Here is a 15,245-nt window from a genome sequence, read left to right as displayed (position 1 = left end):
GGTCAGCCGGCGTCGGCGCGGCTGGCTGCGAACAGCGCGCGCAGGTCGCGCATCGCCGCGACCGCGTACTCACGGTCCATGCGTTGGATGGCGTAGACGGCGAGCGTCTCTTCACCGGGCAGCCGCAGCCGTGCGAACCGGACGTTGCTCGGGAACTCGACGGCCACCACCGCAGCCCACGGGATGCTGCGCCAGTTGCCGAGATACCCGCGGGTACGGACGCCGTGCAGGTCGGCCGTCATGCGTGGGCGGGCCGGCAGGCGCAGACCTCCCGCGACGACCAGGCCGATCACGACGGTGAAGATCTGGTCGGTGTGGCCGAAGTAGGCGCCGGCGTTGTCCCGTCGCTGCAGCAGGGCGGCCACGACGAAGACGACGAGGGCGACGGCCGCGCTGATGTTGGCGATGCGCGCCGTGCGGATCGGCCGGGCGCTCATCGCCTCCGGCACAGGATCGGGCGTGGAGCCAGTCACAGCCGGCACGCCGCGATCGCGGTGACGAGGATGCCGCGCGCACCCAGGTGGTACAGCTCGTCCATGACCGCGTTGGTGTCGCGCTTGGGCACCATCGAGCGCACCGCGCACCACCCCTGCTCGTGCAACGGCGAGACGGTCGGCGACTCGATGCCGGGGGTGACGGCCACGGCCTGCGGGACGAGGTCGGCGGCGATGTCGTAGTCCATCAGCACGTACTGCCGGGCGATGATCACGCCCTGCAACCGCCGTACCAGCTGCTCGATGCGCTGCGGCTGCTCGACGTCGTGCCGCTTGATGAGGATGGCCTGGCTGGTCAGCAGGGGCTCGCCGAATATCTCCAACCCGGCGTTGCGCAGCGTGGTGCCGGTCGACACGACGTCCGCGATGGCGTCGGCGACGCCCAGCGGCACCGCCGTCTCCACCGCGCCGTCGAGCCGGATCACCTCCGCCTCGATGCCGTGCTCGGACAGGTAGGCCTGCAGCACCCCGGGGTAGGCGGTGGCGATGCGCTTTCCGCCGAGATCCGCCACGGAACCAGCCGCGCCGGGCAGCGTCGCGAAGCGGAAGGTGGAGTGGGCGAAGCCCAGCGCCAGCACGGCCTCGGCCTTCGCGCCGGAGTCCAGCAGCAGGTCCTCGCCGGTGATTCCGACGTCGAGCTGCCCGCTGCCGACGTACAGCGCGATGTCGCGGGGGCGCAGGAAGAAGAACTCGGTGTCGTTGTCGGTGTCGCTGAGGACGAGCTCGCGGGAATCGGTGCGCTGGCGGTAGCCGGCCTCGACGAGCATCTGGCTGGCCGGCTCGGCCAGCGAGCCTTTGTTCGGAACGGCGATGCGGAGCATGGGACCTACCTCGGAAGCGGTGGACGGGAGTCGGCGCGCCTACAGATGTCGGTAGACGTCATCGAGCCCGATGCCCTTGCCGAGCATGATGACCTGGATGCGGTAGAGCAGCTGGCTGATCTCCTCGGCCGTCCGCTCCCCTGATTCGTGCTCGGCCGCCATCCACACCTCGGCGGCTTCCTCGACGACCTTCTTGCCCTGCTCGTGGACGCCCGCGTCGAGGGCGACGACGGTGCCCGAACCGGCCGGGCGATCACGCTGGCGGTCGGTGAGCTCGGCGAACAGCTGGTCGAAGGTCTTCATCGCGCCTCCGAGCCTACCGGCGGCGCTCAGCCGGACCCGTGCGCGTCAGCGGCACGTCTCAGGCGCCACGGACGCAGGTGCCGGTACCCGCGCACGGACACCGGCCGCATCGGGCGCAGGACGAACCCGTCGTCGTCGGCGAGCGCCTCGTAGAGTCCCTCGTCGATGAGCACCGAGTCCGGGCGCGCCACCGAGGTCAGCCGGCTGGCGATGTTCACGGTCTGCCCGTAGACGTCACCCATCCTGCCGACGACCTCACCGAAGGCCACCCCGGCCCGCAGCGCCGGCAGGCTGTCGTCGTCCGCGGCTCGCTCGACGAGGTCCAGGGCCGCCGACGCGGTGTCGGCCGGCGTCTCGGCCACGTAGAGGATCTCGTCGCCGATGGTCTTGACGATCTGCCCGCGGTGCTCGGACACGACCTCGTTCGCCAGCGTCTCGAACGCGGTCAGCACGTGACGCAGCTCGGCCTCGGACGACTGGCGGGTGAACGTCGTGAACCCCGCCATGTCCACGAACCCGATGCCGCGCCGCGAGCTCTTCTGGCTGCCGGCTCCGGCGTTGGACGCGGTGCGGGAGAAGTAGGCGGCGAGCTGGCGGCGCCAGACGTAGTTGTGCAGCTCGCTGACGACGGGCGTGATCTCGTCGATGAGCCCGGTGATGCCCTCGCTGCCCTCGATCAGCTCCGGTTGCCGTTCCACGAGCTCCATCACGACCTGGCCCTGCCACGAGGCCAGCCGCGCGAAGGTCTGGCCGATGATGCGTGTCATCGCCCGCATCAGCTCGTCGTCGATGTCGCCGATCGACTGCAGCGCTCGTACGTTGCCCAGCGCCTCGATGTCGGCCCGGGTGAACGCCCGGTCGTCGTCGTCGGCGACCGCGAAGCCCATGGCCCGCCACAGCGCCCGGACCTCGTCGAGCGGCATGCCGGACTCGTCGGCGATCTGCAGGCGCGTGTACTCCCGCGGCCCGCCGAGGAGGTTCTCCTCGACCGCGTCGAGCAGCTCCGACAGATCGGGCGCCGGCGGCTCGTCCGTCGAGTGGTCGGTGTTCTCGGCCACGGCGTTCAGGTGGTGTGCACGATCAGCACGTCGGTGCGGGCGTGCCGGGCGACGTCGAGCGGGACCGAGCCGAGGATGCGCCCCGCCAGCGTGTTGAGGCCGACGTTGCCGACGACGAGCAGGTCGGCGTCGGTGTCCGACACGACCTTGGCCAGCGTGGCGGCGGGCTTGCCCTCGACCGAGCGCAGCTCGACCTTGGTGGCGCCGGCGGCGACCGCACGGTCGCGGGCCCGGCTGACGGTGTCGTCGGCGGGCGCCGAGCCCACCACCTGGTAGGCGTCCTCGCCGAGCTGGTCCTGCGCCGCGGTGTCGACCTTGTCGGGTAGGTAGGCGCAGGCGATGACGAGGGTGGCGTCGCTGTCGGCGGCCAGCGACGCCGCGCGTTCGACGGCGGCGAACGAGGTGTCGGACCCGTCGGTGCCGACGACGACGGTGCGGTAGGCGCTCATCTGCTCCTCCTTCACACGCGGTGGTCCACGCGGGCGCGTGGCAGCGGGCGGGGCGGCCCGGGTGCGACCCTATCCAGACCGGCGGGCCGCCGCCTGTCGTGCCGGGGACGCCGGGCCGGAGCACGACGGGCCGGACGCGTCAGGGGCGGGGCCAGTCCGCGAGGGTGAGGGCGGTGGCCAGGGCCGCGGTGACCGCCTCGTGGCCCTTGTCCTCGACCGAGCCCGGCAGGCCGGCGCGGTCGAGCGCCTGCTGCTCGGTGTCGCACGTCAGCACGCCGAAGCCGACGGGAACGCCGGTGCGCTCGGCGACCGCGGTGAGCCCGTTGGTCGCGGCCAGGCAGACGTAGTCGAAGTGCGGCGTCCCACCGCGGATGACGACGCCGAGCGCGACGACGGCGTCGACGCCCCCACGGGTCGCGACCCGCGACGCCGCGACGGGCAGCTCGAACACGCCGGGTACGCGCAGCTCCGTGGCGTCGGTGACACCGGACTCGGTGAGGGCCCGGCGCGCGCCGTCGAGCAGACCGCCCATGACCGTGTCGTGCCAGCGGCTCGCGAGGACGACGACGGACAGCTGTCCCGCGCCCTCGACCGCCAGCGTGGGCGCGCCGTGACCGGCCACCGCCTACTGCTCCTCGACGAAGAGGTCGGGCTGCTCCTCGATGATGAAGTCCGGGTCGTGACCCATCCGGTCGCGCTTGGTCTCGAGGTAGCGCAGGTTCTCGGGGTTGGCGTGCACGGGCAGCGGCACCCGGCCGACGACGGTGAGCCCGTACCCCTCGAGCCCGGCCCGCTTGGCGGGGTTGTTGGTCAGCAGCCGCATGGAGCGCACGCCGAGGTCGACGAGGATCTGCGCGCCGGTGCCGTAGTCGCGCGCGTCCGCGGGCAGGCCCAGCTCGATGTTGGCGTCGAGGGTGTCGGCGCCGGCGTCCTGCAGTTGATACGCCTGCAGTTTGTGCAGCAGGCCGATGCCCCGGCCCTCGTGGCCGCGGATGTAGAGCACGATGCCGCGCCCCTCCCGGGCCACGGCGGCGAGCGCGGCGTCGAGCTGCGGGCCGCAGTCGCAGCGCAGCGAGCCGAACACGTCGCCGGTCAGGCATTCGGAGTGCACCCGCACCAGGACGTCCTCACCGTCGCCGATGTCGCCGTAGACGAAGGCGACGTGCTCGCGGTCGTCGTAGCTCGAGGAGTAACCGACCGCGGTGAACTCGCCGAAACGCAGCGGTACGCGGGCCGACGCGACTCGCTCGACGAGCTTCTCGAAGCGCCGGCGGTAGGCGATCAGCTCGGCGATGGAGATCATGGCCAGGTCGTGCTCGTCGGCGAACACGCGCAACTCCTCGCTGCGCGCCATCCCCGCGGGGTCCTTCTCGCTGACCACCTCGCACAGCACGCCGGCCGGGTGCAGGCCGGCGAGCATCGCGAGGTCGACCGCGGCCTCGGTGTGCCCGGGGCGCCGCAGCACACCGCCGGCCTTGGCCCGCAGCGGGACGACGTGTCCCGGACGCGAGAAGTCCGCAGCGTTGGAGTCGGGGTCGGCCAGCAGCCGGATGGTGTGGCTGCGGTCGGTGGCCGAGATGCCGGTGTCGACGCCCTCGCGTGCGTCCACGGTGACCGTGTACGCGGTGCCGCGGCGGTCCTGGTTGGTGTGGAACATCGGCGGGAGGTCGAGACGGTCGGCGTCGGCCTCGGTGATCGGCACGCAGATGTAGCCGGAGGTGTAACGGACCATGAACGCGATCAGCTCGGGGGTGGCCAGCTCGGCGGCGAAGATGAGGTCGCCCTCGTTCTCGCGGTCCTCGTCGTCGATGACGACGACGGCCTTGCCCGACTTGATGTCGGCGATGGCGCGCTCGACCGTGTCGAGGCGCAGGGTGGCGGTCATGAGGTCTCCATCAGTCGCGCGACGTACTTGGCGAGCACGTCGACCTCCAGATTGACAGCAGAACCGGCCTCCCGGCCACCCAGGGTCGTCGCGCGCAGCGTCTCCGGGATGAGCCCGACCTCGAACCAGTCGGGGCCGACGGCGCTGACGGTCAGCGACACACCGTCCACCGCCACGGACCCCTTCTCGGCCACGAAGCGGGCCAGCTCGGCCGGCAGGCCGAAGCGGACGGACTCCCAGGCGTTGCCGGGTGTGCGCGAGATCACGGTGCCGGTGCCGTCCACATGGCCCTGGACGACGTGTCCGTCGAGGCGGGCGTCGGCACGGACGGCACGCTCGAGGTTCACCGGATCGCCGACCGCCAGGGTGCCGATGACGGAACGGGCGAGGGTCTCGCCCATGACGTCGAAGTCGAGGGTGACCTTGCCGCCCTCGGCGGCCACGTCCCACCCGACGACGGTGAGGCACACCCCGTTGACGGCGATCGAGGCGCCGTGCACGAGGTCGTCCACGATCCCGGCGGCACGCACGGTGAGCACGGCCGAGTCGCCGCGAGGCGCGATGTCCGTGACCTCGCCGACCTCTTCGATGATGCCGGTGAACATGCCTTATCCGTCCTCTGTCGTCGTGGTTTCGTCCGCCCAGCGGGGGCGGGCCACGATCTTCACATCGTCACCCAGCCGGCTGACCGACTCCACGTCCAACAGTGCGGCGTCGGCCAGTGTTCCGATGCCCGCGTCGCCGAGGGCGTTCGGGCCGGCGCCGAGCAGGGTGGGCGCCAGGTAGGCCACCACCTCGTCCACACAGTGCGCTTCGACGAACGCGCCGGCCAGCGTCGGGCCCCCCTCGAGCAGCACGTGGCGTACGCCGCGGTCGTGCAGCGCCTTGAGCGCGAACTGCGGGGCGGCGGTGTCCAGGACGAGGGTCTCGGCACTGTCGTCGAGCACCCGCGCGTCGTCGGGCACCCGGTGCCGCCGGTCGAGGACGACACGCAGTGGCTGGCGCGGGCCGAGCCGGTCGTCGTCGCGCACCGTGAGCTGCGGGTCGTCGGCCAGCACCGTGCCGCTGCCGACCAGGACGGCGTCGACCTCGGCCCGCAGGCGGTGCACGTCGGCGCGCGCCGTCACCCCGGTGATCCACTGCGAGGTGAGGTCGGCGGCCGCGACCCGGCCGTCCAGCGTGGCCGCGTACTTCCAGGTGACGAAGGGCCGCCCGGCCCGGACCGCGTGCAACCAGGGCCGCAACGCCCCGGACGCGGCAGCGTGCGCCTCGACGCCCGCGACGACGTCGACCCCGCTCTCGCGCAGCCGCTCGGCGCCTCCGGCTGCCTCGGGGTTCGGGTCGTCGACGGCGTAGACGACCCGCTCGACGCCGGCGGCCAGCAGCGCCTCCGTGCAGGGGCCGGTGCGGCCGGTGTGCGCGCAGGGCTCGAGGGTGACGACGGCCGTGCCGCCCCGCGCCGCCGGACCCGCCGCACGCAGGGCCTGCACCTCGGCGTGCGGGCCGCCGGCCGGCGCGGTGGCGCCCTCCCCGGCCAGGCTGCCGTCGGCCGCGAGGATGACGGCGCCGACGGCGGGGTTCGGGCTCGTGGTGCCGCGCACGGTCTCGGCCAGCGCCAGCGCTCGGTGCATGGCCGCCTCTTCGGCCTCGGTGGCACCCGTGGGGTCGACGTCGCTCATGCCCTCACTCCGTTCGGGCATGCGGAGACGCCATGCTGTCTGTTCGCTCCGCAAGCGTCGCTCATGCCCTCACTCCGTTCGGGCATGCGGAGACGCCATGCTGTCGGTTCGCTCTGCAAGCGTCGCTCATGCGGTCATGGCGCCGCGGGCCTGGGCGCGCAGCGCCTCGACCGCGCGGCCCGGGTCGTCGGCGCCGAAGACGGCCGAGCCCGCCACGAACACGTCGGCGCCCGCCTCGGCGGCTGCCTCGATGGTGTCCTGGGCGATGCCGCCGTCGACCTCGAGGAACAGTCGCAGGTGACCGGACCGGACCTGCTCGCGCGCCGTGCGCACCTTGGGCAGGACCTCGGCCATGAACTCCTGGCCGCCGAAGCCGGGCTCGACGGTCATGACGAGCAGGGTGTCGAACTCGCGCAGGATCTCCAGGTACGGCTCGATCGGGGTACCCGGCTTGACCGACAGCCCGGCCAGCGCACCGGCCCGGCGGATGGCGCGGGCGGTCTGCACCGGGTCGGTGGCGGCCTCGACGTGGAACGTGACGTTGGCGGCGCCGAGCTCGGCGTACCCGGGGGCCCAGCGGTCCGGGTCGTCGATCATGAGGTGGCAGTCCAACGGCAGGTCCGTGGCGGCCTTGAGGCTCTTCACGACCGGCGGCCCGAGGGTCAGGTTCGGGACGAAGTGGTTGTCCATGACGTCGACGTGCAGCCAGTCGCTGCCGGCCACCGCGTCGGCGGCGGCGGCCAGGTTCGCGAAGTCCGCGGACAGGATGCTCGGCGCGATCATGGGTTCGGGCGATCCGCTGGAGGTCACAGCCCGAGTCTAGGGAGCGGGGAGTCTTCCCCCGTAGCGGTCGCGGCGGGAACCCGGACCCCTCCATCGAGTGGTGGGGGGGGGGGGGGGGGGGGGGGGGGGGGGGGGGGGGCGGGGGGCGGGGGGGGACACCCCCGACGCCCACGCCCCCCCCCCCCCCCCCACCACTCGACGTGATGACAAGTGGGATCGGCGTTCACTCGACGCGATGACAGGTGGGATCGGCGTTCACTCGACGCGATGACGGGTGGGATCGGTGTCCGCGGTCACCGGCGGATCAGCGCGCAGAACATGGCGTCGGTGCCGTGGCGGTGCGGCCACAGCTGCACGGTCGGGCCGTCACCGAGGCCGTCGACGCCGGGGAAGGCGGGCCGGGCGTCGACCAGCTCGTGCCCCGCGACGACCGCGGCCGTCTCGGCGGGGTGCGGCGAACAGGTCACGTACGCGACCACCCCACCGGGACGGGTCAGCCGCAACGCCGCGGCGAGCAGCTCGCGCTGCAGCGCCGCCAGCTCGGCGACGTTGTCGGGGTCGCGCCGCCAGCGGCTCTCCGGCCGGCGGCGCAGCGCGCCGAGCCCGGTGCACGGCGCGTCCAGCAGCACGCGGTCGTAGCCGCCCTCGGGACGTGGCAGGTCGCGGGCGTCGCCGACCTCGACCGGCACGTCCCACCGCGCGGTCACCCGGCGGACCAGCTCGGCGCGGTGCGGGCGCAGCTCGTTGGCGGTGAGCACGGCACCGCGCTCGGCGGCGAGGGCGGCCAGCAACGCGGCCTTGCCGCCCGGGCCGGCGCACAGGTCGAGCCAGCGCTCGCCGCGGCCGTCGACGGGTGGATCCAGCGGCGCGACCGCCAGGGCGAGCGCGCACAGCTGGCTGCCCTCGTCCTGGATGCCGACCCGACGGTCGCGGACCGCCGGCAGGTCACCGGGGTCGCCGCCGGACATCCGGACGGCGTACGGCGAGTAGGGACCGGGCTCGGCGGCGGGCAACGCGGCCAGCAGCTCGTCGACCGTCGCCGCCCCGGGCCACGCGACGAGGTGGGTGAGCGGGCGCTCGTCGTCGGCGGCGAGGGCGCGTGCGGTGTCCTCCAGCGGCCCGTCGACCTGTTCGCCGAGAGCCAGCGCGAACGCGTCGGCGATCCACTCGGGGTGCCCGGTGCGGACCGCCAGCGCGCCGAGGGGGCTGCGCCCCTGCGCCAGCGTGTCCGTCCACCCCGTCCAGTCCTGGGCCGTCACGTTGCGCAGCACGGCGTTGACAAGCCCGGCCGCGCGCCCGTGCCCGCTGGTGTGCGCGAGGTCGACGGTGGTGGCCACGGCGGCGTGTGCGGGGATGCGGGTCCGCAGCGCCTGGTAGGCGCCGAGGCGCAGCAGGTCGCGCACGCCGGCCTGGAGATCCTTCAGCGGGCGGTCGAGACAGCGCCCGACCACCTCGTCGAGCGTGCCCGCGGCGCGGACCGTGCCGTAGCCGAGCTCGGTGGCGAACGCCGCGTCGCGGCCGTCGAGACCCGCGTCGGCGATGAGGCGGGGCAGCACCAGGTTGGCGTAGGCGTCGTGCTCGTCCACGGCGCGCAGCAGCTGGTAGGCGACGGACCGGGCGGGGTCGACCTGGGCCGGGCGGCGCGCCCGACCACCGGCCGGACCGCCCGGCGGTCGACCCGAGGTACGGCGGGCCGGCCGGCGGCCACCCGGTCCGCCGCGGCCGCCAGTTCCGCCAGTTGCGCCGGTTCCGCCGGTTCCGCCGGGGCGTGCGTCAGGCACCGAGTCGCTCCCCCGGGTTCGGGCGGGCGCCGCGCGCCCAGTCCGCCGCCGGCATCGGCCGCTTCCCCGGCGGCTGCACCAGACCCAGACCGACGTCCAGGCTGGCCGTGCCGACCGAGACGCTCCCGCGTTCCACCCGCAGTTCCCCCGGTTCGAGGTCGTTGCCCCCGCGCAGGGTGACCGGGCCGAGCTTGAGCCGCTCGCCCCGGAACGTCGTCCACGCGCCCGGAGCCGGCGTGCAGGCCCGCACGAGCCGGTCGACGTGGCGGCCGGGCGACGTCCAGTCGACCTCGGCGTCCGACACGTTGATCTTGGGGGCGAGCGAGACGCCGTCGGGCGACTGCGGCACGCCGACCAGGCTGCCGTCGGACAGGCCGTCCATCGTGGCCACCATCAGCCCGGCGCCGCTGACCGCGAGCCGCTCGAGCAGGTCGCCACTGGTGTCGGTGGCGCGGATGGTCTCGGTGACCACCCCGTACACCGGGCCGGTGTCCAGGCCCTGCTCGATGAGGAACGTCGAGGCGCCGGTGACGTCGTCGCCGTGCAGGACGGCATGCTGCACGGGCGCGGCACCGCGCCACGCCGGCAGCAGCGAGAAGTGCAGGTTGACCCACCCCAGCCGGGGCACGGCGAGCGCGCTCGGTGGCAGCAGCGCCCCGTAGGCCACCACGGGACAGCAGTCGACGGCGAGCTCGCGGAGCTGGTCGAGGAAGGCCGGCTCGGACGGCTTGGCCGGGGTCAGGACCGGGACGCCGGCCTCGCGGGCGAGCGTGGCGACTGGTGACTCCGCCACCTGCCGACCGCGCCCGGCACGGGCCGGCGGCCGGGTGATCACGGCGACGACGTCGTGCGCGGGCGCGTCGAGCAGCGCGCGCAGGGTCGGCACCGCCGCGGACGGGGTGCCGGCGAGGGCCAGTCTCATGATCGGCGCGTCACCCGAGGCGACCGGCGTGCGGGCTGACCTTGACCGTGGGGACGGGCTCGCCGTTCCATTCCGCCTCACGAATGGCCTTCATGGCCGCGCGCCGGGTCTCGGCGTCGAGACGGTCGACGAACAGCACGCCGTCGAGGTGGTCGGTCTCGTGCTGGATGGCTCTCGACAGGGTGGCCGCGCCCTCGATGGTGATCGGGTCGCCGTACATGTTCTGGCCGTGCGCAACGACGTGCTCGCGTCGCGTGCAGTCGAACTGCAGACCGGGGATGGACAGGCAGCCCTCGGGGCCGTCCTGCTCCTCGTCGGTCGGGAAGTGCAGGACGGGATTGACGAGGTGACCCTCGCCCTCGCCGGCCACGTGATAGACGAACACCCGTAGGCCGACGCCGATCTGCGGCGCAGCCAGGCCCGCACCGGGCGCGTCGAGCATGGTGGCCTCGAGGTCGGCGACGAGCGTCCGCAGCTGCTTGTCGAAATCAGTGACGACGTCGGCCGGCGTGCGCAGCACCGGGTCCCCGAACAGCCGGATGGGCTGGACCGTCATGCCCGGGTGCCGAGGAGGTCGTCGTGGGTGCCGTCGCTCACAACCGGCCAGTCTAGTCGGCCCCCGTGGGGTCGTCCGGTCTGTGAACTAGTTAGGATGGCTAACGAACGAAAGGACTTCTGTGCCCACCTCTGACACCCATGCGCGCCGCATCGCGCTGTCGGTCACGACCGTCGGCATCCTGGCCGCGACCCTGAACTCCTCGATCCTGCTGATCTCGCTGCCGGCGATCTTCCGTGGGCTCGGCCTGGACCCGCTCGCTCCGTCGAACATCTCCTACCTGCTGTGGATGCTGATGGGCTTCATGCTCGTCACCGCGGTGCTGGTGGTGACCTTCGGTCGCCTGGGCGACCAGTACGGCCGGGCCAAGATCTTCAACCTGGGGTTCCTGATCTTCACGATCGGGTCGATCGGCTGCGCGCTGGTCCCGAACTCCGGCGGCACCGGGGCGCTCGAGATCATCATCCTGCGCATCATCCAGGGCGTGGGCGGCGCGATGGTCATGGCCAACTCGACGGCGATCATCACCGACGCGTTCCCGGCCGAACGCCGCGGGTTCGCGCTGGGCGTCAACCAGGTCGCCGCGATCGCCGGCTCGTTCTTCGGCCTGATCATCGGCGGCATCCTCTCCGAGTGGGACTGGCGCGCGGTCTTCTGGGTCAGCGTCCCGATCGGGGCCTGGGGCACCTGGATGGGTTACCGCACGCTGCACGACCCGGTTCGCGACCGCTCGAAGCGCGTCACGATCGATTGGTGGGGCAACCTGACCTTCGGCGTCGGGCTGATCTCGGCGCTCGTCGCCGTCACCTACGGCCTGCAGCCCTACGGCGGGCATCCGATGGGCTGGACGTCGCCGAAGGTGCTGGCCGGCCTGATCGGCGGCGTGGTCCTGCTCGTCGCCTTCGTGATCATCGAGACCAAGGTCAGCGACCCGATGATCGACATGCGGCTGTTCCGCATCCGGGCGTTCAGCGCCGGCCAGGCCGTGAACCTGCTCGCGGCGATGTCACGCGGCGGCCTGCAGTTCATGCTCATCATCTGGCTGCAGGGCATCTGGCTGCCGCTGCACGGCTACGACTTCGCCGACACCCCGCTGTGGGCCGGTATCTACATGCTGCCGCTGACCCTCGGCTTCCTGGTCGCGGGCCCGGCCTCCGGCGCGGTCTCCGACCGGTTCGGTGCGCGGGCCTTCGCCACCGGCGGGCTGCTGCTCACCGCTTGCACCTTCGGCGGACTGATCCTGCTGCCCGCGAACTTCAACTACGTGCTGTTCGCCGTCCTGCTGGCGTTCAACGGCATCGGGATGGGCCTGATGGCCGCACCGAACTCGGCCGCGATCATGAACGCGGTGCCGTCGACCTCACGCGGCGCCGCTTCGGGCATCCGGGCCACCGGCATGAACGCGGGCATGGTCATCTCGCTCGGCGGGTTCTTCACGCTGATGGCCGTCGGCCTCGCATCGCGGCTGCCGGCGGCTCTGCAGGGCGGGCTGACGGGCGCGGGCGTCGACAACGCGACCGCGACCCAGGCCTCGCACGCCTCGCCGGTCGGGATCCTGTTCGCCGCGTTCCTCGGGGGCAACCCGATCAAGGAACTCGTCCCGCACGCCTCCCCCGCGGTCGGCGCCAAGATCTACGACGGGCACTTCTTCCCCGGCCTGATCTCGGGGCCGTTCATGCACGGGCTGACGATCGCGTTCACCGCGTCCATCGTCATGTTGCTGATCGCCGCGGGTGCGTCGCTGATGCGCGGTGAGAAGTTCGTGCACACCGACGCCGACGGCTCGGCCCATCACGACACCCCGCTCGAGGCCCTGGCCCGCGAGGGCGATGCGCTGGCCAGCCCGGCCGTCCCCGCCGAGGAGGTCGCGTACGACGACGCGGTGTCCGGCCGGTTGGAGAAGACGGCCCGGCCGGGCTGATCCGGCGCGTCAGAGCAGCTCGAGCGGATCGAGCTGGATGCGCACCGGGTCGGCGGAGCGGCGGGCCGAACGACCCGCCGCCGCCGTCTTGAGCGCGTGCGCCAGGTCGGCACCGGCGGCCCGCGGCACCCGGAGCAACAGGCGTTGCCCGTCGTGCCCGACCGGCACCGGGCCGATGGTCTGCAGGCCTTCAGGCGCGTGCAGGGCGCTCGTCAGCTCGGACAACGCCGCGGCCGGCCCGGTCACCGACGCCATGCGGGACACAGGAGGGAAGTCCAGCTCGGCGCGTTCGGACAGCTCGCGTGCGGCGAAGCCGCCCGGGTCCCAGCGCACCAGGGCCTGAACCGCAGGGACCCCGGCGTCGGCGCCCACGATCACCGGCGCGCCCGGCCGCACCAGCGCGGCCGCGTTCGCCCACCGACGCAGCGTCTCCTCCCCCGCGCGCAGGTCGGGGCGCGACAGCAGCGCCCACCCGTCGAGCAGCAGGGCCGCGCCGTACCCCCCGCCGCAAACCGGCTCCGCGCCCGGCGTGGCCACCACGACCGCGGCCTCGTCGCCGACGTCGGCGAGTACGTGGTCGCCCCCCGACGACCGGATCGGGACGCCCGGGAACGCCCGGCCGAGCTCCTCGGCGGTACGGGCCGAGCCGACGACGGTGGCGCGCAGCCGCTGGCCGCCGCACGTGGGACACGTCCAGCCCGGCGCCGCACGGGCGCACCACCGGCACACCGGGGCCGAGCGTTCCGAGGCCGCCGCCAGCGGACCCGAGCACACCGGGCAGCGCGCCGGGGTGCGGTCGCGGGCACACGCCAGCGACGGGACGTACCCCCCGCGCGGCACCTGGACCAGCACGGCGTGACCCGCGGCCAGGGACTCCCGCGTCGTGCGCCACGCCAGGGTCGGGAGCCGGGCGGCGGCCGCCGCAGGATCGCGGGCGAGCTCGACGTCGTCGGCCACGGCGCGTACCCGCGGCGCCGAGGCACGCAGCACGCCCCGCTCGGCGACGATCTCGTGCGCCCACCCGTTCTCCAGCAGCTGCTGGGCCTCGGCGGTGCGCGCGTGCGCGGCCAGGACCAGGGCCGACCCGGTGAGCGCCGAGCGCAGCACCAGCACGTCCCGGGCGTGCGGGTAGGGCGCCCGCGGCTCGGCGTGCAGGTCGTCGCCGTCGTCCCAGATGGCGAGCAGGCCCACGTCGGCGACCGGCGCATACGCCGCGGCCCGGGTGCCGACCGCGACGCGCACCACGCCGCGGCGCAGGGCCAGCCAGCGCCGGTAGCGCTCGGCCGGGCCGAGATCGGCCGACAGCGCCACGTGCCGCCCGGTGCCCAGCGCGGCGGTGAGCGCGGCGTCGACCCGGGCGAGGTCCCGCGCGTCGGGGACGACGAGGACGGCGCCGCGACCGGCGTCATGGGCCACGCGGGCGGCCTCGGCCAGCCGGGCCGGCCAGTCGTCGCCCGGCCGCATCGTCCACACCGCGCGTGCCGCCCGACCCTCGGCGACCGCGGCGTGGAACGACGGCCCGGCCCGGTACCCCGACAGGTCGGTGGCGAGCTCGGGCAAGGCCCCCGGTGGCTTGGGCGTCGACGTCTCGGCACGGGCGTGCCGCGACGGCACCCCGAGGCGGACGACGTCGACGACGTTGCCCGCCCACCGTTCGGCGACGGCGCGGAACAGCGCGGTGGTCTCGGCAGTGAGCACCGGCTCGGTGCCGACAGCCCGCTCGACGAAGGCCAGCGTCCCCTCGTGCTCGGTGCGGGCGACCCGCTCGAGGACGAACGCGTCGACCAGGCGGCCGGCGAAGCGCACCCGCACCCGGGAACCGGCCGTGACCTCGGCGTCGAGCGTAGCGGGCACCAGGTAGTCGAAGAGGCGGTCGAGATGGGGCAGGGGGACGTCGACGTGCAGCCGGGCGACCGGGTCGCGCTCGGCGGGCTCCCGGCCGGCCGTCGGCGCGGCCGCCGGGCGCGCAGCAGGTCGGCGGGTGGTCATAAGAAGGTTCCTATCAGCGGTCGGCGACGGTTTCCGCGGTGCCGACCTCAGCGCAGCACCCTGCGTGCCCCCACGATCGTCGCCACCAGCACCGCGAGGTAGCCGAGCAGTCCCAACCACGCGCCGACGTGCAGCACGGTGTCGCCGGTGGCGAGCTTGTGCATCGTCCAGATGTGCAGGACCGCGGCGACGCCGGCCGCGACGGCCGCACCGATCCGGGCGAAGGTGTTGCCCGCTGCCGACGGCGGAACGGGCAGGAGCGCGAGCAGACCGAGCACCAGCACGACACCGAACAGGACGTAACCGCCCCATGCCGCGTACAGGTAGAACGCGGCGTTCAGGTGTTCGCCGCCGGCCTTGCGGACGGCCGAGCTCAGGTCGGTGAACCCGCCCTTGTTGCCCTTGACCCAGGACAGCGCGAACAGGCTCAGGGCCACCGCGACCAGGCCGATCAGGCCGATCAGGAGACCGACGCCCGGCGCGTACCGAACCCGTCCGACCCCGGGCACGGCCCCGTGACCCGGATAGCCGGCCTGCTGGTACGGACCTTGCTGGTACGGACCTTGCTGGTACGGACCTTGCTGGTACGGACCTTGCTGGTACG

General features: G+C 73.6%; 15 protein-coding genes and 1 pseudogene. 1 reads left to right on the top strand and 15 read right to left on the bottom strand.

Going from position 1 to position 15,245, the window contains the following annotated elements; genetic code table 11:
• Window positions 1–2 precede the first annotated feature (2 nt).
• The 13 genes from ACFFCA_RS15525 to def form a co-directional block, all read right to left on the bottom strand.
• Complete coding sequence (locus tag ACFFCA_RS15525) at window positions 3–437, bottom strand: PH domain-containing protein (RefSeq protein ID WP_375486368.1); 435 nt, start codon at window positions 435–437, stop codon at window positions 3–5.
• A 32-nt stretch (window positions 438–469) separates the two neighbouring features.
• Window positions 470–1,315 carry an ATP phosphoribosyltransferase gene (gene hisG, locus ACFFCA_RS15520; protein ID WP_375486366.1) on the bottom strand — a complete coding sequence of 282 codons (846 nt, stop codon included), beginning with the start codon at window positions 1,313–1,315 and terminating at the stop codon, window positions 470–472.
• 39 nt (window positions 1,316–1,354) lie between these two features.
• Window positions 1,355–1,618: a phosphoribosyl-ATP diphosphatase gene (locus tag ACFFCA_RS15515; RefSeq protein ID WP_375486364.1), complete on the bottom strand. Its 264-nt coding sequence runs from the start codon at window positions 1,616–1,618 to the stop codon at window positions 1,355–1,357.
• Window positions 1,619–1,644: 26 nt separating this feature from the next.
• Window positions 1,645–2,676: an adenylate/guanylate cyclase domain-containing protein gene (locus tag ACFFCA_RS15510; protein ID WP_375486362.1), complete on the bottom strand. Its 1,032-nt coding sequence runs from the start codon at window positions 2,674–2,676 to the stop codon at window positions 1,645–1,647.
• Between the two features lie 5 nt (window positions 2,677–2,681).
• A complete protein-coding gene (locus ACFFCA_RS15505) occupies window positions 2,682–3,125 on the bottom strand; it encodes a universal stress protein (RefSeq protein WP_375486360.1) in 444 nt (147 codons plus the stop codon).
• 139 nt (window positions 3,126–3,264) lie between these two features.
• Window positions 3,265–3,747: a 6,7-dimethyl-8-ribityllumazine synthase gene (ribH, locus tag ACFFCA_RS15500; RefSeq protein ID WP_375486358.1), complete on the bottom strand. Its 483-nt coding sequence runs from the start codon at window positions 3,745–3,747 to the stop codon at window positions 3,265–3,267.
• A 3-nt stretch (window positions 3,748–3,750) separates the two neighbouring features.
• Window positions 3,751–5,010, bottom strand: a complete 1,260-nt coding sequence (locus ACFFCA_RS15495) for a bifunctional 3,4-dihydroxy-2-butanone-4-phosphate synthase/GTP cyclohydrolase II (protein ID WP_375486356.1) — start codon at window positions 5,008–5,010, stop codon at window positions 3,751–3,753.
• Window positions 5,007–5,615 carry a riboflavin synthase gene (locus tag ACFFCA_RS15490; protein WP_375486354.1) on the bottom strand — a complete coding sequence of 203 codons (609 nt, stop codon included), beginning with the start codon at window positions 5,613–5,615 and terminating at the stop codon, window positions 5,007–5,009. Before ACFFCA_RS15490 ends, ACFFCA_RS15495 begins: the two co-directional genes overlap by 4 nt.
• Before the next feature lie 3 nt (window positions 5,616–5,618).
• Window positions 5,619–6,689 (bottom strand): bifunctional diaminohydroxyphosphoribosylaminopyrimidine deaminase/5-amino-6-(5-phosphoribosylamino)uracil reductase RibD, encoded by a 1,071-nt coding sequence (gene ribD / locus ACFFCA_RS15485; protein ID WP_375486352.1) that lies wholly within the window; start codon window positions 6,687–6,689, stop codon window positions 5,619–5,621.
• Between the two features lie 126 nt (window positions 6,690–6,815).
• The gene (gene rpe / locus ACFFCA_RS15480; protein ID WP_375486400.1) at window positions 6,816–7,472 is read right to left on the bottom strand and encodes a ribulose-phosphate 3-epimerase; all 657 of its coding nucleotides are present in this window, start codon (window positions 7,470–7,472) and stop codon (window positions 6,816–6,818) included.
• 293 nt (window positions 7,473–7,765) lie between these two features.
• Window positions 7,766–9,253, bottom strand: a complete 1,488-nt coding sequence (locus ACFFCA_RS15475) for an RsmB/NOP family class I SAM-dependent RNA methyltransferase (RefSeq protein WP_375486350.1) — start codon at window positions 9,251–9,253, stop codon at window positions 7,766–7,768.
• Window positions 9,246–10,175, bottom strand: coding sequence for a methionyl-tRNA formyltransferase (locus tag ACFFCA_RS15470; protein WP_375486348.1), 930 nt, complete (start codon window positions 10,173–10,175; stop codon window positions 9,246–9,248). Before ACFFCA_RS15470 ends, ACFFCA_RS15475 begins: the two co-directional genes overlap by 8 nt.
• A 10-nt stretch (window positions 10,176–10,185) precedes the next feature.
• On the bottom strand, window positions 10,186–10,731 hold the full coding sequence (def, locus tag ACFFCA_RS15465; protein ID WP_375486346.1) for a peptide deformylase: 546 nt from the start codon (window positions 10,729–10,731) through the stop codon (window positions 10,186–10,188).
• Window positions 10,732–10,852: 121 nt separating this feature from the next.
• Between def and ACFFCA_RS15460 the strand changes: the two genes are divergently transcribed.
• Window positions 10,853–12,652, top strand: a complete 1,800-nt coding sequence (locus ACFFCA_RS15460; RefSeq protein WP_375486344.1) for an MFS transporter — start codon at window positions 10,853–10,855, stop codon at window positions 12,650–12,652.
• 9 nt (window positions 12,653–12,661) lie between these two features.
• Here the strand turns inward: ACFFCA_RS15460 and ACFFCA_RS15455 are convergent, their stop codons facing one another.
• Together ACFFCA_RS15455 and ACFFCA_RS15450 are read right to left on the bottom strand one after the other, a co-directional pair.
• The gene (locus ACFFCA_RS15455) at window positions 12,662–14,641 is read right to left on the bottom strand and encodes a primosomal protein N' (protein WP_375486342.1); all 1,980 of its coding nucleotides are present in this window, start codon (window positions 14,639–14,641) and stop codon (window positions 12,662–12,664) included.
• 47 nt (window positions 14,642–14,688) lie between these two features.
• Window positions 14,689–15,245: pseudogene (locus ACFFCA_RS15450) on the bottom strand (hypothetical protein); the annotation flags it as partial.

It is taken from the genome of uncultured Jatrophihabitans sp. (assembly GCF_964252635.1).
Classification (GTDB): domain Bacteria; phylum Actinomycetota; class Actinomycetes; order Mycobacteriales; family Jatrophihabitantaceae; genus Jatrophihabitans.
Note: the sequence above shows the minus strand (reverse complement) of the source record. Positions and strands in the feature narration are given on the sequence as shown.